Raw genomic sequence first — 26559 nt, 5'->3', positions numbered from 1 at the left:
TGTGTCCAGCCAATTGGTTCATAAAGAAATGGCAATGTGCTTGCGCCATGCCGAATGGTGATCAAAGTCGGCCTCATGGGACCAAGCAAGCATGAGATTTACGTGCCTGCCTGACTGCAAAGCGACCCGCGCCCCGAACGGGGAAGTTGCTGCAATGGAGAAGGACATTGACGAAACCCCGTCTTGAAACAGTCCAGCATGCAAGCGGGCGGTGTTCGGCCAGCCAAGGTCCGATATTGGAATGTGATCAGGAACAACAGCAAAGTGTTCTTCGATCCGATGAACATCATCAGCAACTGACGCGATGACAAAGTAGGTTCCTTGAAGCCCTGTTTCTGCGTGGAACCCCACAGCGATCCATCCCGGTGTGGGCGCAGAGAGTTCACCGACCAGACGACCGTCCTGAAACATCCATCGAAACGAGACGCCATCAATGACGACGCCGCGTGCGGGATCAGCTTTTGCGGATGATGTTATCAGACCTGATGCCCCCGTTGCTGCGCACAACCGAACCATGAAGTCGCGTTTGGTAAAGTCCATTGAAAGTCCTTAAATCGTCAAGTAGGTTGACTTTAACTAGCGCGATAACATTTGTCAAGTTACTTGACGAATAGCGCTGAATTTGGAGAGTTTCAAATTATTGATCATATTGGCTGGGATTTGTGGCAGGCCACGCAGAATTGGAAAAAGGAACTCGTGGCGGGGATGATCGCACGCGGGTTTCACGACTATGGCGATGCGCGATATAGCCTTCTTAGGCACATCGGTCCCTCTGGATTGTCCCAAAGCAGGCTGACAACTGTATCAGGCCTAAGCAAGCAAGCCGTCCAACAGCAAATAGATGATCTGGTGCGCGACACCATTGTCACGCGACAGCCTGACCCCGACGACGCGCGAAAAAAACGCATCGTTCTGACGGATAGTGGTCGTTTACTTTATGCCGAAATTGACGCGGTGAAAATTGAGATCGAGACACGTTACGAACAGGTGATCGGTCAACAACGCATGGCTGACTTGAAAGATATCCTTAAAGAGATCAACGACAATCAGAATGCACAATCTTAGTCGAATTTGACCTTTCTGATACGACGGGCTGGCCAGAGTTGCGCAATTCAGGACGTCACGCCCCCAGCTATCGAAAAATGGACGTAGAATTTTGATGACGCATTCTATACGGTCAGCAATGCCGATCTGACTTTTGTCATTTGTAGCGCCTCGTTTGAGTTTGGCGGATTTCCTGAACATCAAATCCTGAGGATACAAAATGAACAATACCATCTGGCTTGCCGCAATTGCAGCAACGGGCGGGGCAGCCGTCGCACTTCAAGGTCAATTCATGGGCATGATGGATCGCAAAATTGGAACGAGCGGAGCACTGTTCGTCAATTATGCCAGCGGGGTACTTGTTGCAGCGATCATCCTTTTGTTTCTGCAAGGCGGATCACTGAAAAACCTTTTGCAAGTGCCATGGTATGCCCTTTCGGCCGGAGTCTTGGGGTTGGTGATTGCGGGGTCAATTGGTTTCACAGTGCCGCGTTTGGGGCTTTCAGCAGCATTTACAATTGTTGTCGCGACGCAATTTTTCGTGGCTTTGCTATTGGAACACTACGGGTTCTTCGGTGCATCCCGACGACCCATCGATCTCAATCGACTGGCCGGTGTTGGGAGCCTCATCGTAAGCGTTTGGCTGCTCACCAAGCCGTAGCGCGTAGGAATCTTGGCTCTTCCAAAGCGGCCATTCGCCTAGATGCAGCGAAAGTGCGCTTTGTCCCGCATTCCGGAAGTTGGTGCATCGCGCAGCTAAGGTTCGGTTTGAGCCCAGATTCACCGATGCTGCATGTTGCACGAACGGCAGTTTTTCGGATTGCCAAGGGAGAACTGTCTGACTACGCTCACCGCCAGAGGAGAAAACCATGACCGTTAAATTCGTCGTCGTAGTCAGCAAGAGGTGCATGGTTCGATAAGGGTTTTCCATATCTGTTTCCATGCGCCCCCGAAATCTTCGGGGGCTTTTTTGTTTCTAATGCTGAGAATATTCAAAAATGTACCGCCCCAAAACACCGCCCGCTTTGATCACACTGATCCTCCTGACGGGGTTTTCGCCCATGTCTCTCAATATGTTTTTGCCTTCACTGGCGAACATCGCTGTCGATCTCGAAACAGACTATGGAACGGTGAGTTGGGCGGTCTCTGGGTATCTTGCGATAACTGCGATCATTCAACTGATCATTGGCCCACTGTCAGACCGGATTGGCAGACGGCCAGTCCTTTTGGGAGCGTTGCTGGTCTTTGCATTTGCGTCGGTGGGCTGCGCTCTTGCTCAAAACATTGAGGTGTTTTTGTTTTCCCGGATGCTTCAAGGCGGAATAATCGGCGGATACGCCCTGTCTCTCGCCATCGTCCGGGACACGAGATCAGAGCGAGAGGCTGTGAGCTTGATCGGTTACATCGGAATGACCATGGCAATCGCCCCGATGGTTGGACCGATGTTAGGAGGTGTGCTGGACACATTTCTGGGGTGGCGATCCATCTTTGCTTTCTATGCCGCGTGCGGGTTTGGCCTGCTTATTTTGTGTTGGCTGGACTTGGGCGAAACCAAGCGGGATCGGGACAGTGATCCCGGCACGCCAGTGCCTCGCACGACATCCCTTTTGCGCGAACCGCTTTTTTGGGCTTACGCACTCTGCGGCACTTTCTCGGTTGGTGCGTTCTACATCTTCCTAACGGGCGCTCCGCTTGTGGCTCAAGCCGTCTTTGAAATCTCGACGGCAGAGCTTGGTTTCTACATAGGAACAATAACAGTCGGGTTCATGTTTGGCGGTTTCATTGCCGGGCGTTTTGGCAAAGGCTTTGAGCCGACCACCATGATGATTGCGGGCCGGATCATAGCCTGCATCGGGCTTGCTGGAGGTCTGCTCGTCTTGGCTTTGGGCATCACATCGCCACAAATCTTCTTTGCGAGCACGATATTCGTGGGCCTCGGAAATGGGATCACAATGCCCGGTAGTAATGCTGGCGCGATGTCGGTGCGTCCGGACCTTGCGGGCAGTGCCGCAGGGCTAAGTGGCGCGTTGATCGTTGCAGGAGGTGCCATTTTGACTGCGGCGACAGGCGCTGCCGTTACCGAGACCAATGGTGCGCAAACACTGCTTACATTGATGCTAGTGGCATCCGGTTTGGGCTTAGGATTCGCCATGTGGGCGGCGTGGCTCAGGCAAAGTGCAGCGCAATGATCGACTGAGTAAAGCAGTCGTTCGCGCGGTCGCAGCGAATTCACACTTCGTCCGCACTGCGGTCATTGAAGAATGACACATTAAACGGCGGCTTATTGATCAAAGGTATCTGAATGCATCCTCGGATAAGTCCGTAAAGGGTAGGTCGGTCAGCTTGCAGGACAGAGCAATTAGGGCTTCCATGATATTATTGCCCCGGTAAGGGTACGCTACCTCCATTTCCAGAAGATCGATACTCCTTTGGTCGAGACAAAGGACGCAATGTGCAATGGTACCTTCGTCTAGGTCGGTCGGATCACGTGCCTCAATGAGTAGCATCCCGGCGTCAGGCTGGAGGATTGACCTTTCCTCTTCCCATGGATCGATGTGTCTGACGATGTCGTACGGGTCGCCCTTTTGGAGCAGACGGGCCGAGACTAGGATTTTGTGACCATTCCCCAGTTCATGCTCCTGTCCGATAGTGGGTTGGGCGAAGGACTCGATATAGCTTTGCATGGCAGCCTCATTGTTGTGTTCACCAGTATTTATCGATCTAACTTTTGGAACATCCGAGGTTTGACAGTGGACTTGTCGATGTAGGACAAATCGACCCGAAATTGTTGTGCGTTCTCAAAAACGGTCGTTATCGGAGTTCTCGCAACGATCATGGCTGTGGACTGGCCCTGGCCTGGAAAACACAGGGCCAGGAATTCTCACAACCCTATGTCGTAACCTAACCAGCCGATTGTTAGGTTGAGGATGAGTTTTGAGAAGGAGGCCTAATGAAAGTAGGATACGCACGTATCAGTACGGATACCCAAACACACGATGCCCAGATCGTGGCACTGAAGGCCGCTGGTTGCAGCAAGATTTTCACTGAGACTGCATCGGGTGCGAGGCGAGATCGTCCGGTATTGGCAGAGGCTATGGACTACCTCCGTACCGATGCAGGTGACACGTTGGTGGTGTATAAACTGGATCGCGTCGCACGGAGCTTGCCCCATCTGATCGAAATCATGGATAACCTCAAAGAACGCGGCATCGAATTCCAATCCGTGACCGAGGCTATCGATACCAACACTTCTTCCGGGCGATTGATGTTCCACGTCGTCGCAGCAATAGCTGAGTTTGAACGTGATCTCATTCGTGAGCGCACTCAGGCTGGCCTAAATGCAGCGAGAGCCAAGGGGCGTATCGGTGGTCGGCCCCGTAGAATGACACAGGAGAAGATAGCTGCCGTGCGTGAGCTTCTGGCATCTGGGACAGCAGTGAAGGACGCCGCAGCCGCTGTGGGCGTATCCGTACCGACCCTGTATCGGTGGCTCCCTGGATCGTCACGCTGACGGAACAGATCGTGGTGAAAACCGATTGGCAACCCAGCGGGCTTTCGACATGATCGCCACATGGGCTTTGGCATCTTCATTCACCGAACTGACTCGATCTACGACGATGTCCCATCGGAACGGTACCAGTTCCCAAAGCAGTATCTGAGCCGTGCGCAAGAGTGTGAAGGTGATTGGATCGTTTATTTAGAACCTCGCAAGGTCGCCAATACGAAGGGCTACTTTGCGGTGGCCAAGGTCCAAGAGATCATTCCTGACCAACGACACGCAGACATGTATCTGGCTGTCATCGAGCCGAACACCTATCTGGACTTCGGTGATCCGGTCCCTTTCAGGGATCAGACGTCGATCATCGAGACGGGCCTGCTGAACGATGAAGGTAAGATTTCTGGTCGTGCGCAGGCAGCGGTCAGGCCACTGTCATCAGAGGACTTCAGTCGGATCATTGAAATGGGCCTTGGTCGTGACCCAGACACCCTGCCGCGAGTGGGAGATCACATTGATAAAGGTGGATTCGAAGAAGTGCAGGCTGGCTTTGATCATACGCCGGTCCGTGAACGTGTTAATCAACTCACCACTCGAGTGGTCAGGGATCGGAACTTCCGTCGCACGGTATTAAAGGCTTATGGCGAACGCTGTGCGATCACCGGGCTACGCCTGATCAATGGGGGAGGTCGTGCCGAGGTGGAAGCCGCTCACATCCGCCCCGTTGAGCACGACGGCCCAGACATCATCAGCAACGGCATTGCATTGTCCGGCACCGCGCATTGGATGTTTGACCGTGGATTGGTTGGATTGTCCGACGATCTAGAAATCATGGTGTCCAGACAAGCGAACGACGCTGATGCTGTCCGTTCGATGATAAACCCATCTGGTCACCTGTTGGTCCCTAAACGGTTGGCAGAGCGGCCAAGGGACGAATTTGTCTCATGGCACAGAGACCACTGCTTCAAGCACTGATCATCTGATCCTTGAAGGCAGTGAGCGAAGGCAGTAAGCGTCTGTCCGTATGGCTCATGTCGGTATGAATAGCGTCCGCAGGGTGCCATGAACCCTAGCGGACAGCATGTGCAGCAAGTATTGCCAGTCAACTGAGGTATATGCTTTCTGTCATAAACATCTAGAATAGCCCTAAGAAAAGCGTCGCATGCCAGACAAGAGATCATCTAGCTCACGTACTGACCGATCTGCCATATCGCGAATAGTGCATCATTTCGGTTTGCTCCTAATCAAGGCTGAATTCGAACGCTACTTAGACGAACAGCGGTTGGTTAAACTGGCTTTTCACCACAGGCGTTTGGATGATCATACACCTTTAGCTGAAGCGCACATGCAGAGGTTTGTACCTTTGCTCGAACTTCTCGGGGTAGAGGAAGTTGTCAGCAACCCACTCCTACGATATCTGGACGAAATCGAGCGTCTTGAAAAGGTTGAAGGGTTTCTTGGAGCCATAAAACTCACCGTGGATTTCTCGCTACAATTGTCAGAATTGAGAAAACGTTTGAAGCGAAAGTTTGCTCAAAACCCCTCTGCACTGACACTCCCATACAAGACCGAGAGACTAATAAGCGAAGATTTGGTCAAGCACTGCCGTGAGGTAATGTGGGTGATCAATGAGTTTCATGTCGAGAGCAATGATGAAGGCGATGACGATGGCGATGCGTTGTGGGACGTGAATATTTGGACTGTAATCTTAGATGCAGATCAATTGCACCGAGAGCATGGACGAGTCCATTCGGCCTTCTACAACTACCTTTCCCAGTACCAGTCTCAAAAGGGCACTGGGAGCCCACGCGTTTACTTGCGAACAGCGATGACCGTGTTGCTGGCTGAGTTTTTCGAAGAATTTGATCGGAAAAAGAGGGCGTCACAAATCCACGACAAATCTAAGAGCGCTGATACCGATCTAAACGGCAGAACTATCGAGAACCGAGTATCTGAATACGACTCGGCATTCGCGAATCTGTTGATTGAGTTTGTTCAGATAACCCAATTCTTACCGGTGCCAAATAAGTCGGATAACTCTCTGGATCACTATAGAACCATACTGCGTTTGCGGGTTAAGAAACAAATACCGCACATCTCGAAGTACTTAAAATCCTCACTCAGCGGGGCGGAAGCTTTTGAATTATTTGAAATTTTTGATCAACTAAAGTTCTGACCCACTATCCTCCCTTTATCGCATACGAATCGAAACCGCTATTCCTCCCCACATCGCAATGAAGCGGTCGTCCTGAACATCTTGGACGTTCACATGCAAATTTGGAGGAAATATCCATGCATACACTACTCGGCCTGCGCAACCACTGCGTACTGTCAGGGCAAGTTGGATGAAATGGTTTCTGGAGGCCAGGTGTCTTCGAAGATGAGGAAGACACTACATGACGGAACGAAGCGGCATGGATATGTGCGGCTAAATCCGGAAACTGACGAACAGGCGATGCCAGCCAGTGATTGCAATGTGATCGCGCTTTTCCGAAAAGGTCCCAGTGTGAGTAAGGTCAAAGATAAGATACGGAGAAATCGTGCTGGGAAGAGCAGGTGAAGCGATCTGACCGACTGGACCAGTTGGGAATCGACATGGTCCATGTTTTCCTCACACTTGGACCAAAATGCAAGACCTCTTGGTCCGATCAGTTCTAAAATTATCCAATGCAAAACATACGGTTGTACGTGTTCTCTACTTGTTTGGACCAGACCAAGTGAAAAAACTGAATCAAGTAAGGGGTAAAATAAGGACAGCAGGACGCTTATTTCCGGCCATATACGAACAAGGGTCGTCAGTTTGGGCTTGGTACATGGGGCTCGACTTGGCACCGGGGGCAGGTAGTATGCAGTCGCGGCCCGCTCGATTGTTTGAGCTTGGGACGTTGGTGAGGCGGTAAATCTTTCGCAAAGAGTGCGAACTGTGTTGAAAAACTCGAAAATCTAATCTCCGCATTTTTGTGCCAAAATTCAATACATCAGCCAAGTCGGTTCAGCTCGGTCAGTGCAAGCCATGAGGTCTACTCACGTTGCCAAGTCAGTGTTTTGGTCGACCCGGCTCGTCAAATATTCCGACACGTTTTTTATGGGCCACTTCTTCAGAAGTTTTCCGCGAAATTGGAGTTTTTAACACAATGGGCGGGAAGCGGTCGTTCGCTGCAGATGCGAGACATTCATCACGTCTTGTCAAAGCAGTCTTTCAGAACCGTTTGCAATCAGTGGTCAAGAGGAAACCAATCACCTTAAAGGTGTGGACGACAAGGCCACGATACGGCATATTTCAACCGAGATAATAAGGGCAGGACCTGCCCCACAAAACAATTTTTGAGTGAGCAGTACGTGGGCGAAACGGTATTCAAAAAAATCCATAGTGCTACTGACGCACTTATCGACATTGTGTTTGTCCATGGGCTTTCCGGAGATGCCCATTCAACTTGGGACTGCGGTGGGGACGACGGCTTTTGGCCACATTGGCTCACCAAAGACATCGGTCCGTGCAACGCCTATTGCTTAGGCTACGGTGCGGCTGTGTTCGAAAAGTGGGCAAAGAAAGAGATGGATATGTTCGAGCGCGCCGACAACGTTCTTGAACAATTTTCCGGTGAAGGGCTCGGCAAACGCCCTCTAGTGTTCATCACTCACAGTCTTGGCGGCATCCTTGCAAAGATGATCTTGCGCGCATCCAAGGACGCTGACGACGAGGACTGGGCGGCCGTATCAACCGCAACCAAGCTCGTGATTTTCCTATCAACACCACACATTGGTGCGTCCATTGCCAATATCGTGGACGCTGTACCAGGCGCTTCAAAGCACATCAAACTATTGGGCAATGAAACCGGTATGTTGGAAGATCTCAACAAAGCTTACCGCAAGTTCTGCGCCGCGAACGACGATCATGTGACGAAGGTCTACTACGAGAAACACACCACCTACAAAGCTGTCCTCGTCGTTTCAAGAGAATCTGCCGATCCAGGGATCCCAGGTGCAAACCCTGTGGCGGTCGATCGAGATCATATTTCGATTTGCAAACCCAAGGATCGCGACGATGTCGTGTATCGTGGCATCAAGCGGCATATCGAAAAGGCACAGAACACCGCGACGGCCTCAAACGGTATGATGCCTTTCTCCGTTTATAGTGAAAAATCCGAGCGGGACCGGCGCGATCTCCTCCAAAAGCTGATTGATGCCGACCGAGAGGCCGAATACGATTACGCCAACGATGCCCAGAACAAGTTCGCGCGTGGCTACGCTAAGACGGGGTTATTTACTGCGGCGAAAGAAGACCACGATGCGCTCCTTGCTGAGATAGAGACGCGGTTTGTGACCCACGTGTTCCATCCCCATATCTGCAAAGACGCACCTGAAGAGGCTGTGCGAACAGCCCTTCAGGACAACGTTCTTGACCCTCTAACGGCAAAGGGCTTCGGTGAGACGAAGTTTCCAGCCTCAGCGGTTCTGTCCGGTTTGTATTTTTTGACCGAACAATGCCATATTCGATGGGACAAACCCTCATGAGTGCGCGGCTTTGGTACTCCCAGTTTGACGTCTATGATTGTGTCCGCCGTTTGGGTGGATTGCTGCTCGAATGGCGGCAACCAGTTCATCTTGAGCGGCTCTATATTCTGGACTTCTTTTTTGCCAACGCGCCCCTGCTCCACCGTGTCACCATGACGGCTGGTGTTAGAAGTGCGTTCCGCGATTTGGCAATTCCAAAACCAGATAAGGTCTTTTTGTCCTATCCTGCCTCTCCTCTTCTTTTTCACCAAATGGAGAGCGCTCAAACATCAGCTCTGCGGGCCCTCGCGGGTAAAGGCCTTCTAAATAATGAGAGCTTTGCAAGCAAATCCGCCGAGTTAAATACGCTCGGATCGTCTTTGTTTGTGGACATCAAAAACCGCACTGATAGTCCGCAAGAGATCGGTTTGGCGCGTTTTCTCGTCAACCAATATTCAGCTAGCCATGACAACGGTATGAGCACCCTGCGCTCAAGCTGCGGATTGCGCAGGAGCGTCTGATATGGCCAGCCGCTATCTCCAAATCAATCGACTACGCATCATGCGGCGGGGCCACGCTGCCTATGACCAGAACTTCCATCCCGGCGTCAATATTATCCGCGGTGAAAACGGTTCCGGTAAATCCACGATCTCAGACTTCATCTTCTTCGTTCTGGGCGGAGAGTTTGATGATTGGAAGGACGTGGCCAGTCGATGTGACGAGGTTCAAGCAGAGATTGAGACGTCAAAGGGCAAACTGGTTCTGAAACGGGCCACCTCGTCTGCCCAACAGCCAGTGGCTATCTTTTTTGGTGGCTTCGAAGACGCATCAAGAAGTGCGTTGGATAGGTGGGAGGTCTTCCCTCTCCGGCGCTCCGGAAGCAGGGAAAGCTTCTCCCAGGTCATGTTTCGAACGCTTGGAATCCCGGAGGCTCAGAGTGATGGAGCGTCCAACATCACGATGCACCAGCTCTTGAGGCTCTGTTACTCTGATCAACGTACCCCGGCGATGCGGGTTTTCAGGTATGAGTCATTCGACACACAAAGCATTCGCGAGGCTGTTGGCGATCTGATCTGCGGTATCAGTGGATATGAGCTCTACGAACTTGGATTGGAAATTCGCAACAAAGAGAAAGCGTTCTCAAAGATCGATGCCAAGCTCTCTAGCCTTTTGGGTGCGCTCAAGCTCGAAAATGCCCTCGCAACGCCTGCCTCTATCAATTCCAAGCTTCAAGAACTGACGGTTGAGAAAGCACGTCTACACGCTGAGATCGGGGACGTTGATCGCTATGTCGATACTGGAGAAGTCGGGGATTTCTTGACGGAACGGAAGACAGCCCGCGCACAGTTGTCCAAACAACGAGATGCCATCACTGCCGTTGAGGGTGACATCAGCGAAGCAGAATTTGAACTGAGGGAAATCGCCCAGTTCCAAAACTTCCTTGAAGAGCAAACGGTAAAGTTGGCAGCCGCACAACTGTCTTTTGATGTTGTCGGTGCCATCGAATTTAGCCATTGCCCAGCTTGTGGGAAAGAAATTGTCGCTCCAGATTCTGAAAGTCAGTGCCACGTCTGCAAGGAGGATTTAGATCCGGACATTGAGAAGGCGCGCTACAATCAGATCAGACTTGATCTTGAGATTCAATCTCGTGAAACCAACCAGTTGCTGAGCCAGAAAAAGGGATCCCTGACCGAAAAACTGTCTGAAATTCGGAAGAAGCGCAGCGAGCACAAGCGCGACCTAACGCAGTACCAAGTCAAATATTCTGGACCAAATGGGCCACGGGAAGCCTTTTTAGCCGCACGCACCAATCGAATTGGTCACATCGATGCGGAAAAGGCCTATCTGCTGTCAAACCTGCAAGTTGCAGAAGAGATCGAAGCGCTGAGTGCAGAGAAAGCTTCTGTTCAGAAGGAATTAGACATCAAGAACGCGCGCGCGACAGCGTTGCGCACTGCGGCCGGCAAGAGGCGGACCGTGGCGCTATCCAGTGTATCTCGGATCGCTGCTGCAATCTTGAGATCAGATCTTCCAAGACAAGATGAGTTTATTGCAGCACAGGACGTTTCGGTTAACTTCAAGAATGACGCGAACTCCGTCGATGGCACTTACAATTTCGCAGAAAGCAGCAATGTCTTTCTCAAGAATGCAACGATTTTTGCTTTGTTTCTCGCCGCCATGAAGGACGATACGTTCTATCACCCAAGGTTCCTCTTGTTTGACAACATCGAGGACAAGGGCATGCAAGAGGAACGCAGCCATCTCTTTCAAAAGCTGATCGTTGAATATGCAACGGCGTTCGAGGCACCGTTCCAGATCATTTTCACAACGTCGATGATGAACCCTGCGCTAGAGCTCCAGGATTACGTCGTGGGTCCAGCATACACGCATGAAAACCGCTCGCTTGATCTCGGAATTCCAGCTGCAGACGGTTCGAGCTGACTCGAATAGCAAAACCTGCTTTAGGAACCGGAACAATAGACAACTACCCGCACCGAAAAAGCCGAAAGCCCATAGGACCGCTCGTAGCGTGGCGTTCAAATTGGTTTCCCAAACAAGCAGCAACCTATCTAATGATGGCAATGAACTCTTTTCGGATGCTGTCACTCAGCGCTAGTTTTACTATTCAGCAAAAATAGCAAAGGATGGCCCAAACATAACATGGTCGACGTGAATGATATACGCAATCCAGCAATCGCCTTAGGCGGGCTCACTGGCTTAGATCGCGTGTTCACCTTTCACTATGACGAAACCAACAACATTCGTCGACTGCATCTGACCCCAAACGGCCTTAACGTCAGGGCACCACAATGTTTCGTATTGGGTGGCATCGCGCACGCCGGACTTGCACCAGTACTTGATTTCGAAGATCTGCGAACTGCCTTTAATCTGCAGAGGTCTTCGGTAGAACTAAAGCTAAAGCATCTCGGCAAAGGCGATTTCCTTGCACTACTGGATGCTCCCAAGGTCTGCACCTTTCTCAATTGGCTGAAAAACTCCAACGCCTTCATCCACTTTCAGGTACTCGATCCGATGTATTGGTCACTGGTTGATGTGATTGACTCAATCATAGCCGAGCATGGAAGCAATGAATTGATCGCGATCGCCCCACTGCTCAAAAACGATCTCTACTGGCTTCTCCGCAATGACCCCGATGAGACCCCAGAGATTCTTGGTCGCTATACTTATCCGGACGTAGGCCGTGTCAGGCGTGCTACGTTCATCGCGGAATTGCAAGTTATCCTAAAGGCGCGCCAAGATTTGTTTCCCGCATTTAACTTCCAGATGCTGAAAGGCTTACTGCAAATTGGCGCGCGCCTCGAAAGGTTGCCCTATCTGGAGGATGAGCGCCCCAACGTCCTAATCGACGGTTTCGGCAGCTTCTATCTGCACCGGCTAGCCCTGTTCAAACACTCCAATCACATCCTCGACATTGAACCTTCCATTCAGGACTTTTTGGCTGGCCTCGAACTGAAGGACGGTGAGGTCGCGCTTTCGAATTTCAGTTTCGTTGACTCACGCTCCGCACCTTGGGTCCAGGTCTCGGATGTGCTTGCAGGGCTGCTCGGCAAGCTATTTATCTTCGCGAGCAACAACGATCTCGAAGAGATTTTCGCTTCTCTCTCGGGGTTAAACGGTCATCAGCGCGCTGCGCTTGATACACTGATTGGCCTAGTCGATCGTTCGACCGATGAGTGCCCAGCGTTTGTCCAATATATTAACTCCTTGGAAGACCAAAGACGGCTCGCAGCAATATTCGATTCCTAGTCGGGCTGTCGCGGCGCGTTTCCAATCATCCGCGTCTGCTTGCACTGGTGAAAGACCTTTTGAGCGATTTCGATTGTGTAACCTATGTGGCCGACAAGCGATTTATGCTGACGCTCATGTTCGTCGATTACTCGGTCGAGCCCTATTACTACGAGCGCGGCGTTGACCTTTATGAGAACGGCCAAAACTACGCGATGGCCTCCATGCTTCACATGGCTGGGCCGGTCCTACTGGGTGAGGCAAAGTTTGCGGCGCTGGACTTCTTGTTCATACCTTTCATCCGCATCAATCAGCGGCAAATGGGCATCACGTCTTAACTGGTTGGATCGGCGGACGCCATTGATAATGGCCTTTCGCTCTTGATGCGAGATCGCCAGTGGGTCGGTCTGGCCTATTGATTTGACCGCCATGAAATCGTCCGCTTAGTCAACTTGCACCTCGAAATTGCTGTTATCGTTTTGCTGCGACCTTCTTGGAGTAGAGAGCCTTGATATCCAGAGGACGCAAGCCGATTTGCCGCCGCACCCAATTCCTGTGCCATAGTCGTTCCAGAATGTGCTGCCGCTGATCCACGGTTGAACCATCTTGTGTGCCGGTCAAGGTGTGGATTGGTCGGTATCGATCTCTGCAAGCCGCATCGGTAGCTCACGCCCGTGCGCCTGTAGGCCCTCTCCATTGGCTTCTAGCCAAAGCGCCCGAAGCTGATCAGCATGTTGGGTGATCCATTCCAGCCGTGCTTCTTTCTCCATTTTTGCCCAACGCTGATCAAACCAGCCAGCACCTGCGAGGTCAGGGTGAGAGCCCAGCACACGCAAGGCCTGTTCGAAGTCCGGAACTGTCAGTGCTTCAGCTTGTTTTTGAACCTCTTCAGCCTGAATCCCGCGTGCATGCCAACCGATGATGCCTGCTCCAGCAAGAACGCAAGGGTGCAGGATAAAATGGATGAGGAATACATCGCCCACCTTGAAGCCTGCCGCGCCAGTGTTCCCGATAAGAACCAGTGCTCCGATGTAGTCTCAGCCCGCATTGGTTTGCGAAGCCCTTCAGGCTTAAATTGTTTTGGGTAAGGTAATCCTTGAGCGTCATGGATCCGTTACTTAATATGTAACATAGTGATTCGCTATAGGTAACTTACATGATTGTTGCAAAACCGCCGGAAACGTTTCATAAGATGAAACGCTATCATCACCTGGTAAGACTGTGGAACACCTTTACGAACGCATCAAGGACGCGCGGATACGAGCTGGGCTCACTGTCAACGAAGCGGCATCGCGGCTTGGTGTGAGCAGGGTTCAGGTCTGGCGTATGGAGAACAAGGCCGAGACGATCAGCGCGGAACGACTGTTCGTGTTGGCCGACGTCTACGGCATTGATCCTGCCGTTCTGTTCAAAGGGATCAATGCGACCAGTCAATCCACTTCCGCGCTCTACAATATGATTGGCGAGATTGTCACCTTGGTCGAGGCAGAAGTTCAGAGGTTGGATGCAAAGCCGCCCCCGAGGGTGGTTGGTGAGGCAGTCGTAGAAATTCTGCGGCAAGAGACCCGAGATCGCACCAGCCCGTCAACCGGACCCTTTGACCCCGAAAAATACAGAGGTCTCGTGTCGTTGTTGATCAGGCAGGCTGGGCGAGGTTCGGAAACGCCTTCTAAGTAATCGGAGAGCTTGTGCGCCTCTACTTTTGTTGCGCATTAAGTCATGGCCTTCGCAAAATCAATCGGCGTGTGTTCATCTAACACCTCCAAGGTTGTCTCTCCGGGAACCCATCACGGCTCACCATTTTATGTAGTGTTCAACGAAGCGGAAGTTTTGATTTTCTATTGTCAGAAAGCTAAAAGATCATCGTTCACGTGTGTAAAAAGGCTAGTGACGTAGCGCTACCGCTGGGAATTGACGAGGCCTTGAAGAATGGTTTCAGATATGCGCGTGCATTGCTCCTGAATTTCATCGCGTGACGCACAATGCCGTCCCGTTTGAACGGCCAAATGCGTTCTTTGTGAGGTTAGACATTTTTTTCGATGAGGCTACCGATCCAAGCCGGAGCGATAGGCATTTGGTGGGACGCCGACGAAGGACTTGAATGTGCGGTTGAAGAATGTCGTGTCGCGAAACCCGCTACGGTGCGCGATTTCTGAAAGGGGCAGGGATGTATATTCCAGTAGCCGCTTTGCTTCAAGAACGCGCCGCTGTCTGACAAGAGAATTTGGTGCTGCATCCATTACGCCGCGACATATACGTGTGAGATGGGACGCAGACAGCCCCATGTGTGAAGCGTAATCTGACACCGCCCAAGACTGGCGAAAATTTTCCTCTAGCAGCACACAGAATGCATGGGCTTGAAGGTCCTGTCGGCCAAGATGATCTGCGGCGTTTGCTGGAATAGGTGATAGTTTGCTCGACTGATTTCCGGTAAGATAAAGTGTGATGAGATCGACGAGGGCAGTCATAATTTCAACCCGCCGGCTGTCCAGCCTTTGGTAGGTTTTGCCAAGCTGCTCAAAAAGGATCACGATATCTTCAAAACGCGGAGTATCCGGCTTTGAGAAAACGGCATCTGTCGGGCTTTCGAACGCGGCAAAACGATCATATAAACGGCGAGGGACTTCGCCGACCCGAATGCTTAGGACATCGCCGACAACATCTTCGTCAAACCGAAAGCCATGGGGAATACCCGGATGGATCACAAGCAACGTCGGATGGGTCGTTCGGTGTTGCACATCGCCAAGGCTGAAAAGAACATCAGGTGAGCGAAACAGAAAAATCTGGGCAAGCCGCCGATGACTGTGAACGCGAATAGTCCAGTCATGTTGGCTGCTTCTCTCTCGTATAGGCTCCAGATGGATCGGGTCTGGCGCACGCCCTGCAAGCAAGTCACCATAGAGTTCATAATTCGGTATACTTCTGGGCATTTAACACCTTTGCATCATTTTGTTCAAACCGCCCACGATGATTGGATAGTGCAAAGACTTGCGCGAAATGTCCATTTTTAATCGATTGTTTATAGGTAGGCTGCACGGACCACACGATGTAACAAAAGGCTCTGACAATCGGCATAATGCGTTTCCTGCTGCAGGGCTTTTCAGCGATTACTCTCGCTAGAAAATCAGCACAACTTTATCTCGGCATGTGCGGCTTGGTGGTTCGCAACTGGGGCTTAGTTTTTGCAGGACTGGCGTGTACAGTTTGTAGTTATGTAAATGTTGCAACTCGCGAGTTCCTCGCGAATAAGAATTCTAACCAAACTTTATGAGGTATGACCAATGCGAAATCTAACCGTTTTGTTGGCTGGATCAGCAGTAAGCCTGTTCGCCACTTCGGCGACCGCGCAAGAGATCGCTTGCGATACAGTATATACTGTGGAGGCAGGCGACTTTCTGTCGGGGATTGCGCAACGCGCCTACGGCAACCTTAATAATTTCTCGGTTATCTATGATGCCAATCGTGACGTGATTGGTCCAAACCCCGGTATTATTCGCATCGGGCAAGAGTTTTATATCCCTTGCCTGAACGGATCTGGGGCAGCAGCGCGCGTGACAGCGGCGTCAGCAACGTCTGGGTCTGGCGAAAACGCTCCGATCCGGGTTTTGACGGCAAGCGGATGGCGCCCATTCCTTGACGAAAGTGACCCACAAGGTGGACTGCTGACCGAGATCACTGAGCTGGCGCTTGTAAATACAGATGATCAGGCGGATTATGAAATTGATTTCATCAATGATTTTGGTGCCCATCTTGACCCTCTGCTGACAAAGCAGGCGTATGATGTCAGTATTGGACAGCTTCAGCCTGCATGTGCGGATGGTGCGCAATTGGGCCCGGAATCAACGTTCCTTTGCGACAACTTCGACTTCAGCGACCCATTGTACGAAGAAATCTTTGGCTATTACTCAGCAGCGGGCGACCCTGAATACACAGATCATCAAGAGCTTTCGGGCAAAACGATTTGTCGCGCGGTCGACTATACGCTGGTACCGCTTGAAGCCGTAAATCTTTCTCAGTCAGCAATCGACATCGTTCGTGCGCCTGATGCGGCGACCTGTATTGATTATGTGCTGGACGGTAATGCAGACGTGGCATTGGTGGCGATTGAAGTGGCGGATGCGCGCATCAAAGAACTGGATGCGCAAGACAATATACAGTTGCATGATGATCTATCATATATCGACTTTTTTCATGCCACGGTCGCCAAGAACAATCCGCGCGGAGACGATATTTTGGGCACGATCAACAGCGGCCTGAAGAATATCAAAGAATCTGGTCTTTGGTTCCAAACTGTACGGCGCCATATGATCGAGTTCCGGCAAAGCGGTAGCTAAAATGCGATACGTATTCTGCAAAGTGCGAATGCCCCGATTACAGCAAACGACGCAAGAAAGCGGACAAGATGCAGTCAGGTAAGAAATTGTCCAAATATCCAACGGTGGGATCTTTCATTTTTGGTTTGATGGTGTTGGCGACCGCAAGCGCGGCGCAAGACGATAACCAAATCACCTTGAAGTACGGTGATGGCAGCGGTGTCTCTGGAGAATTGGTGGGATTTGAGGACAGTGTTTTTCGGATCCAGGCATCGATCGGTTTGATCGCTGTTCCTGCGCAGGACGTGTCGTGTATCGGGCGTGCCTGCCCCGAGGGAACCGCGCTTGAGGTTCCGGCGGCACCAGCGACCCTGACAAGTCTGGACGGATCGTTTCGGATGTTTGGCAACGTCATTGATTTTGTTGATGGTGAGTATGTCTTGGCCACCGATATCGGTGAACTGCGGATCAGCGCGAGTGATACAACATGCGAAGGTGATGGATGTGTCGCCGCGCAGCCAACCGTCGACCAGAGAGTTGCTTTGGTAAGTGGCACCACAACGATTGAAGGGAACTTGTTGCGCGTCGAGGATGGAGCGTACATCATTGATGTCGATCGGCTTGGCGAAATGCGGGTTGATGCAAATATATTTGATTGCCGCGGTGACGCATGTCCCTGACGCGCTGCCTTAGGGGATGGGTCTTTAGCTTTTGCCAAACAGGGATCCAGCCTACGCCCCACAGCGCAGTCAGGCGAACCCTGAAACAAGGTTGCGATGCGACCAGGACGATAAATATCATGGAGAGAAAAATGAGTGTTTTGAAGATCTTGGCTTTTAGCGCGAGTGCAAGTGTGGCCACCTTTGCCTTCTCGACAGCCGTTGCTGCACAGGAATTCACGTTTTCGATTCACCATTTTCTGAGCCCGAAAGCGCCGGCTCAAACGCAGCTGATTGAACCTTGGGCACGATCCATCGAAGAAGCATCAGAAGGGCGTATTGCCTTTGAAATTTTCCCAGCCATGGCACTTGGTGGTGCGCCGCCAGAGTTGTACGGTCAGGTACGTGATGGTGTTGCCGATATTGTCTGGACATTGCCGGGCTATACACCGGGCACGTTCCCCCGCACAGAAGTGTTTGAACTGCCCGGTATTCATCTTAGCGATGCGCGTGCAACCAATTTGGCCATTCAGGATTTGATGGAAATTCTGTTGCCAGACTATGTTGGTATTCACCCGCTTCTTGTGCATGTACACGCCGGGAATGCCCTTCATTTCAGTGATGGCAGCGTCACAAACCTTGCTGATTTTGAAGGGTTAAAGATACGTAGCCCGTCAAGAACCGGTGCTTGGATGCTGGAAGAATTGGGTGCCGAACCTGTTGGCATGCCTGTGCCCGCACTGCCGCAGGCATTATCACGGGGCACCGTGGATGCGGGCCTAGTTCCATTTGAGGTTGCGATCCCGCTGGGTCTTGCGGATTTGACATCTGCATCCGTTGAAATGGCAGAAGGCGCGCGATTTGGTACGTCCACATTCCTGTTTGCAATGAACCTCGACAGCTACAATTCGCTTCCGGAAGATTTGCAGCAGATTATCGATGACCATTCCGGTGCCGCGATTGCAGCCGAAATGGGTGAGGCCTGGAACAGCATCGAACCAATCGGCATTCAGCGTGCACTAGACGCTGGAAATGATGTGACGCAGCTGACGTCAGACGCGACCGCCGAATTTACCGCACCATTCGACGCAACTGTCCAGCGCTGGGTCGAAGAAGCGGCTGTGGTCGGTATTGATGCAGAGGCTCTTCTTGGTAGCGCACGAACAACAATCGCTGAATATTCCAGACAGTGATTGGTTTTGGTGCACGGCGTCGCGCAGCACACGCGACGACCGTAAGCCAAAAAACGTCTACTTTTAGTTCCGGTACAATGGCGTCCTGTACCGGAACTTATAAGGCGGTCCCGCCGATATAGGCACGTTGTCCTTGTGAAACGAACATCCAGTAAATGAATGAGGCGGTGCAAGTGGCAGTCAAAACTTTTCTTATCCGACTGATCAATGGCTGGGCCCTTCTTGGTGGCGCGCTGCTTCTACTCATCGTCATTGTAACGGCGATCAATGCGGCCGGTTTCACGGCCAATACAATCGCGCGAACATGGGGCGGTCATGTTTCGGGATTGCCAGGTTATGAAGATGCGGTCCAATTATTAGTGGGTGTGGCGGCGCTTATGATGTTCCCCTATGCACAACTACACCGCGCCCACGCTGCGGTGGATGTTGTTATGCAGCGCGCACCGCAATGGGCTAACCGGGGTGTCAACGTGTTGTCGGGCGTGGTGTTGGCTGTTCTGTTGGTTTGGATGGCTTGGATGTTGGCGCAAGGCACCATTCAGATGCGCGCGGACCGTGTTGAAACGACGGTATTGGGCTGGCCTGTCTGGATTTTCATGCCTTTTGCGGTGATGTCTTGCTTGCTTTGGGCCATCGCCGCCATTCTTGATCTTATTGCGCCAATGGAGACGGCAAATGGAGCGTGAACTCATCGGCGTTTACGGGCTGGTGGCGTTATTCATCCTGATCATGCTGCGCATTCCTGTGGCACTGGCAATGCTGCTTACTGGCATTATCGGGACCTGGGTACTGAGCCTGGTTTCCCCGTTCATCAGATTTGTCCCGTACCTGCAGCAATTCAAAACAGCGCTTTGGAACTCTGTCGCGAACTATGATCTTTCGGTTGTACCTCTGTTTGTCTTGATGGGTTTTCTGGCGGCCGAGACCGGATTAAGCCGGGACCTGTTTCAGGGTCTAAGCGCGCTTACCCGGAAAATTCGTGGCGGTGTGGCCATGGCAACCATTCTCGCCTGCGCTGGCTTTGGTGCTGTAAGCGGATCTTCCATCGCGACAGCCTCAACCATGAGCAGGGTGGCCCTGCCTGAACTACGGCGGCTGAGGTATAACGAGGGGCTGTCCACCGGCGTGCTGGCCGCTGGCGGTACTTTAGGTATCCTGATCCCACCCTCGGTAGCGCTGGTGATTTATGCAATCGTCGTCGAGGCACCGATCATAGAAATGTTCCAGGCTGCAATTATCCCCGGGATACTGGCAGTCATTTTCTTCTTGATTGTCGTGCGGTTTCGTTTGGCCCGAAACCCGGATCTGGCCCCTGACCCTGAACCAATGACTGCCGCGGAAACGACGCGCGCGATCCGCCGACTGCTTCCTGTCGGGTTGATCTTTGGCTCGGTTATACTGGGTCTTGGTATGGGGCTATTCACGCCGACACCGGCGGCGGGCGTTGGTGTATTCCTTATTCTGGTATACGGGGTTTTTCTTCGCTTCGTGTCTGATGATGGCCTGACAGGTGCACGGCTCAAGGCGGCTTTGCTTGCCACAGCCAAAACAGCCTCAATGATTTATTTCATTCTGTTCTCTGCCGATATTCTGAAAGGGTTCTTTGCGCGTACCGGATTGCCGTCCGCGCTTAGCGACTGGGCCGCGGCTTCGACCATGGATCCCTACCTTATCCTGCTGCTGATGTTGGTGATCCTGATCATTCTGGGCTGCTTTCTGGAAAGCCTTTCAATGATCTTGGTTATCGTGCCGTTCTTCTGGCCCGTGTTGATCCAGCTAAATGGTGGCGATTGGGTCAGCGCCGAAGACGCCGCATTTGGCATGACCACCGCCGAATTAAAGATTTGGTTCGGCATTCTTGCGTTAATCGTGGTCGAGCTTGGGTTAATTACGCCACCTGTCGGTCTCAATGTGTTTGTCATCAAGTCGTTCTCGCCCGATACAAAACTCGGCGTGATCTTTCGCGGTGTTGCACCTTTTTTCACAATCGAACTTGTTCGGGTCGCCATACTGGTCCTGCTGCCTGTTCTGTCACTGTACCTGCCTCGTGTTCTGTAGGAGTTCGGCACTATGACCCATAAGCATAAAACCCAAGTCTGCATCATCGGGTCAGGTCCAAGCGGCCTATTGCTGGCGCAGTTTTTGGCGCAAGCAGGGATCGACACAATCGTTCTGGACCGTCGCGACCGTGCCTATATCGAAGGGCGTATTCGGGCAGGTGTTCTGGAACAAGGTACCGTCGCTGCATTGGAAGATGCAGGCGTGGCAGACCGGCTTTATGCTGAAGGACTGCGCCACGACGGTTTTGATCTGGCGTTTGATGGCACCCGTCACCGGATCGATCTTGTTGGACTGACGGGAAAATCGGTGATGGTTTATGGCCAAACCGAAGTGACAAGAGACCTTTTCTCAGCACGCGAGAAACAAGGACAAACCTTCTTTTTCAATGTCGAAAATGTTGTTCCGACTGATCTGAAATCCGACAAGCCCATCGTCCGGTTCCGCCAAAACGGCGAAGATCATACAATCTCTTGCGACTATATCGCGGGCTGCGATGGCTTTCGGGGTGTTTCACGCGCGGCGATCCCTTCGGATGTTCTCAAGACGTTTGAACGGATCTACCCTTTTGGTTGGCTTGGGATCCTTGTCGAAAAACCTCCGGTCAGTGACGAACTTATTTATGCCAATCATGCGCGCGGGTTCGCGCTGGCCTCCATGCGGTCCAAGACCCGCAGCCGATATTATATTCAATGCGATGTTGCAGACGATGTGGCCCTCTGGTCAGATGATCGGTTCTGGGAAGAATTTGCAGCGCGGCTTGGCCCTGATACCGCGGCTAGTTTGCAAACTGGTACGTCGTTTGAAAAGTCTATCGCCCCGCTTCGTTCTTTCGTCGCCGAACCGATGCGCTATGGCAATTTGTTTCTTGCAGGCGATGCTGCTCATATCGTGCCGCCGACTGGCGCAAAGGGTCTGAACCTTGCTGTTGCTGATATCCGAATGCTATCGCGTGCGCTGATTACGCATTATAACGCCAGCAATGATATCTATCTCGATACCTACTCTGAAACCATGCTTAAGCGGGTCTGGAAGGTCGAACGCTTTTCTTGGCAGCTTTCTACACTGATGCACCAGTTCCCTGAAAACTCGCCATTCGAAAAGCGGATGCAGCGCGCTGAATTTGACTATATCACCTCATCTGAGGCAGCCTCAAAGGTGATAGCCGAGAATTACGTCGGCTTGCCGTTGGAGTAGCGTAAGATGGATGTAGCCTTGATCAATGGCGCACCAGTCGCCTACCGCCACCGTCCCGGTTTAGGGCGCACTTTGGTGTTTTCCAATTCGCTTGGCAGTGATCAAAGCATTTGGGACAAAGTTATCGCCGCATTGCCACGTGGTTACGGGATAGTGACATATGATCTGCGCGGACATGGGCAAAGCGGCGGCACTGCGGACAGTATCGAAGGTTTGGCGGACGATATAAGCCAGCTTATTGATCAATTGGGCCTCAAGAACGTGCTGTTTTGTGGCGTTTCAATCGGTGGGATGATCGGGCAAGTACTGGCGGCCCGTCGCAGCGACGTGGTGCGCGGGGCGGTGCTATCGAATACGGCAGTTCAGATCGGAACGGCAGAACGCTGGACCACACGTATCAGCACTGTTGAGCATCAGGGCGTTGCTGCAATCGCTGCGGAAATTGTCGGGAACTGGTTTGGCCCAGAATACGCCACTCAAACTGATCGGATGGCCTTGCACCAAACCATGGTGGCGCGCACCACCAATGCAGGCTATGCCGCCGCCTGCAGCGCGATCCAAGATGCTGACCTTCAAGGAATGGCGCAAGCAATCAAGGTGCCGGTGCTATGCGTGGGCGGCACCCACGATCAATCCGTCCAGGCAGAGGCCGTTGCGCGGCTTTCTGCATCCATACCCGACGCGGAATTGCATATCATGGACGGTATCGGCCATTTGCCGTGCCTTGAAGCGCCAGCGCAATTGGCCGCACTTATCACCGCGTTTGATCCGCGCGATAAAGATACCGCAACGGCAGGTCTGGAAACGCGGCGCGCCGTTCTTGGTGGCGCGCATGTGGATCAGGCGGCAGATAAGACAACTACGCTCGACCAAGCGTTCCAGACACTTATCACAACAGGCGCGTGGGGTCAGGTTTGGGCCAGCCCCGCGATTTCGGCCCGTGAACGGTCGATGCTGACATTGGCTCTTCTTGCGGCAACCGGGAATTTTGATGAAATCCCCATGCACATCCGCGCAACCAAACGCACCGGTGCAATAGAAAGCGACATCACAGAAGCCTTTCAACACGTTGCCATATACGCGGGCGTACCACGCGCCAATCATGCTTTGAAACTGGCCAAACAGACCCTTGCAGAAATAAGCGGCGATGACTGACCAGCAATTCAACCGCCGTGACCTTTCCTGGCACCCACCTGCGTTTTTCGAACGTTATCGGTCGACACATTTGCGCGCACCGCAACAACCGCTTTTGCAGATGCCACAAACCCAGACCGAACTGACAGGCCCTACTTTTGGTCATGGTGATATTGGGCTACGTGACGATGATCTTATCACCAACTACGCCGCTGAAGGCGAGACTGCACAAGGCCCGCGGATCATTGTTCGCGGCACACTTCGTGATGAAAACGGCCGACCAGTGCCGGGCAAGTTGATCGAGGTTTGGCAGGCCAATGCCGGAGGACGGTACCGCCATGTTAATGATGGTTATCTGGCACCGCTTGATGCCAACTTTGGTGGTTGCGGGCGCTGCCTTACTGACGAACAGGGGCACTATAGCTTTCGGACGATCCTGCCCGGCCCTTACCCTTGGCCCAATGGCGGCAACGATTGGCGCCCTGCACATATTCATTTCTCTGTTTTTGGCGATGGCTTTGCGCAACGGCTGATTACGCAGATGTATTTTGAGGGCGATCCCCATATTGCGCTGTGTCCTATTGTTCAGTCTATTCCCAGTGACGAAGCGATTGACCGTCTTGTCGCGCGTTTTGATATGGAACGCACCGTTCCAATGGATATCCGCGCCTATCGGTTTGATATTGTCCTGCGCGGGCGGCGGGCGACAATCTTTGAAAACCAGATGGAGGGGACATAATGCCGTTAAGGGAAAGCCCTTCCCAAACTGCGGGGCCTTACGTTCATATCGGTTGTACGCCGCAAATAGCCGGGTTGGACCAGCGCGAAATGGGCAGTCAGTTGGGCACCACCATGGTGTCAGAGGGTCGCGACAGCCTGACGCTCTGCATCAAATTGTTGGATGGTGATGATGCGCCGGTAAAAGATGCTTTGATCGAAATCTGGCAAGCTGATCCAAGCGGGAATTACACGCCTTCAGATACGTTCCGCAACTGGGGCCGTCAGGCATCGGACCTCTCTACCGGAATTGCACGGTTTGAGACATTGAAGCCGGGGCGTAACGGGGATCAAGCACCTCATATCCTTGTTTGGCTTGTTGCGCGCGGCATCAATCTTGGGCTAACGACCCGCATATATTTCCCGGATGAAGACAATACATCCGACCCTGTGTTCGCCCTTGCCGGCGCGCGGGCCGACACGCTTATCGCGACGCAAACCGTTGATGGGTTTGAACACATAATACGCCTTCAGGGTGGCAACGAGACGGTATTTTTCGATGTCTAATGTTGCAGGAAAGCCCTGTATTTTATGCTGTGCCATCACCGGATCACTGCCGCGAAAGTCAGATAACCCTGCCGTCCCAATCAGCGTTAATGAACAAATCGAAAGTAGCCATGCCGCCTTTGAGGCAGGTGCAAGCATCATTCATGCCCATGTCAGGAACAGTGACGAAAGCCCATCCAGTAATCCTGACAAATTTGCTGCCCTGAAAGAAGGGCTGGAAAAACACTGTCCGGGTGTGATCGTTCAGTTTTCGACTGGCGGTCGCTCTGGCGCTGACCAAGAGCGTGGCGGCATGTTACCATTGCGACCTGACATGGCGTCACTATCTGTCGGGTCGAATAATTTTCCGGCCCGTGTTTATGAAAACCCGCCCGATCTGGTCGCTTGGCTGGCAGGGGAAATGAAAAAGTTTGAAATCACGCCCGAAGTAGAGGCTTTCGACCTTAGTCATATTCTTCAGGCGCAAGCGATGCATGCCAAAGGCGCGCTTTTTGGCAAGCTTTATGTACAGTTTGTCATGGGTGTGGCGAATGCGATGCCGGTCGATAAAGAGGTGTTTGATTTTTACGTCCACATCATGCAATCGCGCGCGCCGAATGCTGAATGGTGTGCCGCCGGGATTGGTGCTGCGCAGATCATGGTGAATGAATGGGCGATCGCGGCGGGTGGGCATACGCGTGCGGGGCTTGAAGATAATGTTCGGCTCGACAAAACAACGCTGGCCCCTTCAAACGCGGCACTTATTACCCGCGCGGCACAGTTGTGCGCAAAGTATGATCGCCCAGTGGCCAGCCCGGCCGAAGCACGGGCCATTTTGGGCTTGCGACCCGCATGATCAACATCGCAACCCACCCATGGATAAGTGGCCTGTTGGGCGATGAAGAGATGGCGAGCATCTTTGAACCAGAGGCGGAGTTGAAACGTCTGTTGAGGATTGAAGCTGCCTGGATGCGGGCATTGGGTGAAATTGACGGTATCGACGCGTCTGATCATATCGCAGCATCTATCGAGGCCGCACAGATTGACCCACAAGCCCTTAAGGCAGGCATGACCGAAGATGGTGTACCCATCCCGATTCTGGTGCGCCTTTTGCGAAAACATTTACGGCCTGATCAGGCCACGCACGTCCACCAAGGACTGACATCGCAAGATGTGGTGGATACCAGTCTTATTCTTGCATTGGTGCAGGTTCTGTCTCTTCTCAAAGAACGGCTTGGGTTGCTTGATCAGCACCTTGCGGAAAAGCAACGCGCCTTCGGCAATCGATCCATCACAGCCTTTACGCGGATGCAGCCTGCCATGGAAACGACGGTTCATGAGGTTATTGACCGGTGGAGGCAACCTTTTGCAGAGCTCATTGAGGATTTGAGTGATCTGCAAAACAAGGTTGGTGTCTTGCAATGGGGTGGTCCCATTGGCGCGCGTGCGCATGTTCAGGCGGATGCACTTGGTGCGTCCTTTGCACAGCATCTTGGCCTTAAGGATCCGGGGCGCGACTGGCATACGGATCGGACTGTTATTGTCAAAGTCACCCAACTTCTATGCCGCATCGCAACTGTGACCGGCAAGATTGGCGACGATATAGTCCTGTTCGCGATAACCGGTTCAGACCACATCACGTTTGAAGGTGGACAATCGTCGGCAATGCCGCACAAGAACAACCCGGTCAAAGCCGAAGCGCTGGTGGCGCTGGCTGACTTTGCCGCCGGACTTGCGGCGACGGCACTGCGATCTGCGCGCCATGAAGGTTTTCGATCCGGGCGCGCTTGGATGCTTGAGTGGCTGACGCTTCCTCAACTATGCGTGACTGCTGGTGCAGGCGTCCGGCTGGCAAAGCATACCTTGCATGACATTACGTCGATTGGGTTGGAGTGAAACGCGCGGCAAAGTTTGTCCCGGATGCGTGACATTGGTTACTGTCGCACCCATAGAAACGCATT

General features: G+C 52.4%; 26 protein-coding genes and 1 pseudogene. 24 read left to right on the top strand and 3 right to left on the bottom strand.

Annotation, left to right across the window (positions count from 1 at the left end):
- Nucleotides 1-18: 18 nt before the first annotated feature.
- Nucleotides 19-540 carry a DOMON domain-containing protein gene (locus tag RCCS2_RS05775; protein WP_008232190.1) on the bottom strand — a complete coding sequence of 174 codons (522 nt, stop codon included), beginning with the start codon at nt 538-540 and terminating at the stop codon, nt 19-21.
- A gap of 63 nt (nt 541-603) precedes the next feature.
- Between RCCS2_RS05775 and RCCS2_RS05770 the strand changes: the two genes are divergently transcribed.
- The 11 genes from RCCS2_RS05770 to RCCS2_RS05710 all read left to right on the top strand — a co-directional run bounded on the left by RCCS2_RS05770 (nt 604) and on the right by RCCS2_RS05710 (nt 13119).
- Nucleotides 604-1065 (top strand): MarR family winged helix-turn-helix transcriptional regulator, encoded by a 462-nt coding sequence (locus tag RCCS2_RS05770; protein WP_008232189.1) that lies wholly within the window; start codon nt 604-606, stop codon nt 1063-1065.
- Nucleotides 1066-1264: 199 nt separating this feature from the next.
- On the top strand, nt 1265-1705 hold the full coding sequence (locus RCCS2_RS05765) for a DMT family transporter (protein ID WP_008232188.1): 441 nt from the start codon (nt 1265-1267) through the stop codon (nt 1703-1705).
- A 337-nt stretch (nt 1706-2042) separates the two neighbouring features.
- Nucleotides 2043-3233, top strand: coding sequence for a multidrug effflux MFS transporter (locus RCCS2_RS05760; protein ID WP_008232186.1), 1191 nt, complete (start codon nt 2043-2045; stop codon nt 3231-3233).
- Nucleotides 3234-3994: 761 nt separating this feature from the next.
- Complete coding sequence (locus RCCS2_RS05750; RefSeq protein WP_008232181.1) at nt 3995-4555, top strand: recombinase family protein; 561 nt, start codon at nt 3995-3997, stop codon at nt 4553-4555.
- A gap of 60 nt (nt 4556-4615) precedes the next feature.
- Nucleotides 4616-5515 (top strand): HNH endonuclease, encoded by a 900-nt coding sequence (locus tag RCCS2_RS05745; protein ID WP_008232180.1) that lies wholly within the window; start codon nt 4616-4618, stop codon nt 5513-5515.
- A gap of 259 nt (nt 5516-5774) precedes the next feature.
- Complete coding sequence (locus RCCS2_RS05740) at nt 5775-6716, top strand: hypothetical protein (RefSeq protein WP_037293249.1); 942 nt, start codon at nt 5775-5777, stop codon at nt 6714-6716.
- A 1163-nt stretch (nt 6717-7879) separates the two neighbouring features.
- On the top strand, nt 7880-9055 hold the full coding sequence (locus RCCS2_RS05730; RefSeq protein ID WP_008232178.1) for an ABC-three component system protein: 1176 nt from the start codon (nt 7880-7882) through the stop codon (nt 9053-9055).
- Nucleotides 9037-9555, top strand: a complete 519-nt coding sequence (locus RCCS2_RS05725; protein WP_232204238.1) for an ABC-three component system middle component 5 — start codon at nt 9037-9039, stop codon at nt 9553-9555. Before RCCS2_RS05730 ends, RCCS2_RS05725 begins: the two co-directional genes overlap by 19 nt.
- A 1-nt stretch (nt 9556) precedes the next feature.
- Nucleotides 9557-11476, top strand: coding sequence for an AAA family ATPase (locus RCCS2_RS05720; protein WP_008232176.1), 1920 nt, complete (start codon nt 9557-9559; stop codon nt 11474-11476).
- 219 nt (nt 11477-11695) lie between these two features.
- Nucleotides 11696-12802: a DUF3800 domain-containing protein gene (locus RCCS2_RS05715; RefSeq protein ID WP_008232175.1), complete on the top strand. Its 1107-nt coding sequence runs from the start codon at nt 11696-11698 to the stop codon at nt 12800-12802.
- 47 nt (nt 12803-12849) lie between these two features.
- Entirely contained in the window at nt 12850-13119 is a 270-nt protein-coding gene (locus RCCS2_RS05710) for a hypothetical protein (RefSeq protein WP_037293242.1), read from the top strand.
- A gap of 279 nt (nt 13120-13398) precedes the next feature.
- Here RCCS2_RS05710 and RCCS2_RS05705 read toward each other — a convergent pair whose 3' ends face one another.
- Nucleotides 13399-13764 carry a hypothetical protein gene (locus tag RCCS2_RS05705; protein WP_008232173.1) on the bottom strand — a complete coding sequence of 122 codons (366 nt, stop codon included), beginning with the start codon at nt 13762-13764 and terminating at the stop codon, nt 13399-13401.
- A gap of 238 nt (nt 13765-14002) precedes the next feature.
- Here RCCS2_RS05705 and RCCS2_RS05700 point away from each other — a divergent pair, with 238 nt between their 5' ends.
- Nucleotides 14003-14458, top strand: coding sequence for a helix-turn-helix domain-containing protein (locus RCCS2_RS05700; RefSeq protein WP_008232172.1), 456 nt, complete (start codon nt 14003-14005; stop codon nt 14456-14458).
- A gap of 368 nt (nt 14459-14826) precedes the next feature.
- On the opposite strand, the gene RCCS2_RS05695 is transcribed toward RCCS2_RS05700, so the two are convergent.
- A complete protein-coding gene (locus tag RCCS2_RS05695; RefSeq protein WP_083791150.1) occupies nt 14827-15711 on the bottom strand; it encodes a helix-turn-helix domain-containing protein in 885 nt (294 codons plus the stop codon).
- A gap of 351 nt (nt 15712-16062) precedes the next feature.
- Between RCCS2_RS05695 and RCCS2_RS05690 the strand changes: the two genes are divergently transcribed.
- From RCCS2_RS05690 to RCCS2_RS05640, 12 genes and pseudogenes are all read left to right on the top strand, one after another.
- Nucleotides 16063-17115, top strand: a complete 1053-nt coding sequence (locus RCCS2_RS05690) for a LysM peptidoglycan-binding domain-containing protein (protein WP_008232169.1) — start codon at nt 16063-16065, stop codon at nt 17113-17115.
- A 104-nt stretch (nt 17116-17219) separates the two neighbouring features.
- Entirely contained in the window at nt 17220-17774 is a 555-nt protein-coding gene (locus RCCS2_RS05685) for a hypothetical protein (RefSeq protein WP_156788434.1), read from the top strand.
- Nucleotides 17775-17905: 131 nt separating this feature from the next.
- A complete protein-coding gene (locus tag RCCS2_RS05680; protein ID WP_008232167.1) occupies nt 17906-18946 on the top strand; it encodes a TRAP transporter substrate-binding protein in 1041 nt (346 codons plus the stop codon).
- 173 nt (nt 18947-19119) lie between these two features.
- On the top strand, nt 19120-19632 hold the full coding sequence (locus tag RCCS2_RS05675; protein ID WP_156788433.1) for a TRAP transporter small permease: 513 nt from the start codon (nt 19120-19122) through the stop codon (nt 19630-19632).
- Complete coding sequence (locus RCCS2_RS05670; protein ID WP_008232165.1) at nt 19622-21004, top strand: TRAP transporter large permease; 1383 nt, start codon at nt 19622-19624, stop codon at nt 21002-21004. The genes RCCS2_RS05675 and RCCS2_RS05670 overlap by 11 nt, the downstream gene beginning before the upstream one ends.
- A 12-nt stretch (nt 21005-21016) precedes the next feature.
- Nucleotides 21017-22201 carry a 4-hydroxybenzoate 3-monooxygenase gene (pobA, locus tag RCCS2_RS05665; RefSeq protein ID WP_008232164.1) on the top strand — a complete coding sequence of 395 codons (1185 nt, stop codon included), beginning with the start codon at nt 21017-21019 and terminating at the stop codon, nt 22199-22201.
- A 6-nt stretch (nt 22202-22207) separates the two neighbouring features.
- Nucleotides 22208-22948 (top strand): annotated as a pseudogene (locus tag RCCS2_RS18670) (alpha/beta fold hydrolase); the annotation flags it as partial.
- Nucleotides 22949-22954: 6 nt separating this feature from the next.
- Nucleotides 22955-23356 carry a 4-carboxymuconolactone decarboxylase gene (gene pcaC, locus RCCS2_RS18530; protein WP_269571745.1) on the top strand — a complete coding sequence of 134 codons (402 nt, stop codon included), beginning with the start codon at nt 22955-22957 and terminating at the stop codon, nt 23354-23356.
- Complete coding sequence (pcaH, locus tag RCCS2_RS05655) at nt 23349-24074, top strand: protocatechuate 3,4-dioxygenase subunit beta (RefSeq protein WP_008232162.1); 726 nt, start codon at nt 23349-23351, stop codon at nt 24072-24074. The genes pcaC and pcaH overlap by 8 nt, the downstream gene beginning before the upstream one ends.
- Entirely contained in the window at nt 24074-24619 is a 546-nt protein-coding gene (gene pcaG / locus RCCS2_RS05650; protein WP_037293240.1) for a protocatechuate 3,4-dioxygenase subunit alpha, read from the top strand. Before pcaH ends, pcaG begins: the two co-directional genes overlap by 1 nt.
- Nucleotides 24612-25454: a 3-keto-5-aminohexanoate cleavage protein gene (locus RCCS2_RS05645; RefSeq protein ID WP_008232158.1), complete on the top strand. Its 843-nt coding sequence runs from the start codon at nt 24612-24614 to the stop codon at nt 25452-25454. Before pcaG ends, RCCS2_RS05645 begins: the two co-directional genes overlap by 8 nt.
- Nucleotides 25451-26494, top strand: a complete 1044-nt coding sequence (locus tag RCCS2_RS05640) for a lyase family protein (RefSeq protein WP_008232157.1) — start codon at nt 25451-25453, stop codon at nt 26492-26494. The genes RCCS2_RS05645 and RCCS2_RS05640 overlap by 4 nt, the downstream gene beginning before the upstream one ends.
- Nucleotides 26495-26559: the final 65 nt, after the last annotated feature.

This window comes from Roseobacter sp. CCS2 (assembly GCF_000169435.1).
GTDB lineage: Bacteria > Pseudomonadota > Alphaproteobacteria > Rhodobacterales > Rhodobacteraceae > Yoonia.
This window is presented reverse-complemented; position numbering and strand designations above follow the sequence as displayed.

What these genes read in the sequence shown, in the direction of transcription:
- RCCS2_RS05640 (WP_008232157.1), top strand. Translation starts at nt 25,451, where the DNA reads ATGATCAACATCGCAACCCACCCATGGATAAGTGGCCTGTTGGGCGAT.
- RCCS2_RS05745 (WP_008232180.1), top strand. Translation starts at nt 4,616, where the DNA reads ATGGGCTTTGGCATCTTCATTCACCGAACTGACTCGATCTACGACGAT.
- RCCS2_RS05715 (WP_008232175.1), top strand. Translation starts at nt 11,696, where the DNA reads ATGGTCGACGTGAATGATATACGCAATCCAGCAATCGCCTTAGGCGGG.
- RCCS2_RS05750 (WP_008232181.1), top strand. Translation starts at nt 3,995, where the DNA reads ATGAAAGTAGGATACGCACGTATCAGTACGGATACCCAAACACACGAT.
- RCCS2_RS05760 (WP_008232186.1), top strand. Translation starts at nt 2,043, where the DNA reads ATGTACCGCCCCAAAACACCGCCCGCTTTGATCACACTGATCCTCCTG.
- pcaH (WP_008232162.1), top strand. Translation starts at nt 23,349, where the DNA reads ATGACTGACCAGCAATTCAACCGCCGTGACCTTTCCTGGCACCCACCT.
- RCCS2_RS05690 (WP_008232169.1), top strand. Translation starts at nt 16,063, where the DNA reads ATGCGAAATCTAACCGTTTTGTTGGCTGGATCAGCAGTAAGCCTGTTC.
- RCCS2_RS05695 (WP_083791150.1), bottom strand. Translation starts at nt 15,711, where the DNA reads ATGCCCAGAAGTATACCGAATTATGAACTCTATGGTGACTTGCTTGCA.
- RCCS2_RS05680 (WP_008232167.1), top strand. Translation starts at nt 17,906, where the DNA reads ATGAGTGTTTTGAAGATCTTGGCTTTTAGCGCGAGTGCAAGTGTGGCC.
- RCCS2_RS05645 (WP_008232158.1), top strand. Translation starts at nt 24,612, where the DNA reads ATGTCTAATGTTGCAGGAAAGCCCTGTATTTTATGCTGTGCCATCACC.
- RCCS2_RS05670 (WP_008232165.1), top strand. Translation starts at nt 19,622, where the DNA reads ATGGAGCGTGAACTCATCGGCGTTTACGGGCTGGTGGCGTTATTCATC.
- pobA (WP_008232164.1), top strand. Translation starts at nt 21,017, where the DNA reads ATGACCCATAAGCATAAAACCCAAGTCTGCATCATCGGGTCAGGTCCA.
- RCCS2_RS05720 (WP_008232176.1), top strand. Translation starts at nt 9,557, where the DNA reads ATGGCCAGCCGCTATCTCCAAATCAATCGACTACGCATCATGCGGCGG.
- RCCS2_RS05775 (WP_008232190.1), bottom strand. Translation starts at nt 540, where the DNA reads ATGGACTTTACCAAACGCGACTTCATGGTTCGGTTGTGCGCAGCAACG.
- RCCS2_RS05725 (WP_232204238.1), top strand. Translation starts at nt 9,037, where the DNA reads ATGGGACAAACCCTCATGAGTGCGCGGCTTTGGTACTCCCAGTTTGAC.
- RCCS2_RS05765 (WP_008232188.1), top strand. Translation starts at nt 1,265, where the DNA reads ATGAACAATACCATCTGGCTTGCCGCAATTGCAGCAACGGGCGGGGCA.
- pcaG (WP_037293240.1), top strand. Translation starts at nt 24,074, where the DNA reads ATGCCGTTAAGGGAAAGCCCTTCCCAAACTGCGGGGCCTTACGTTCAT.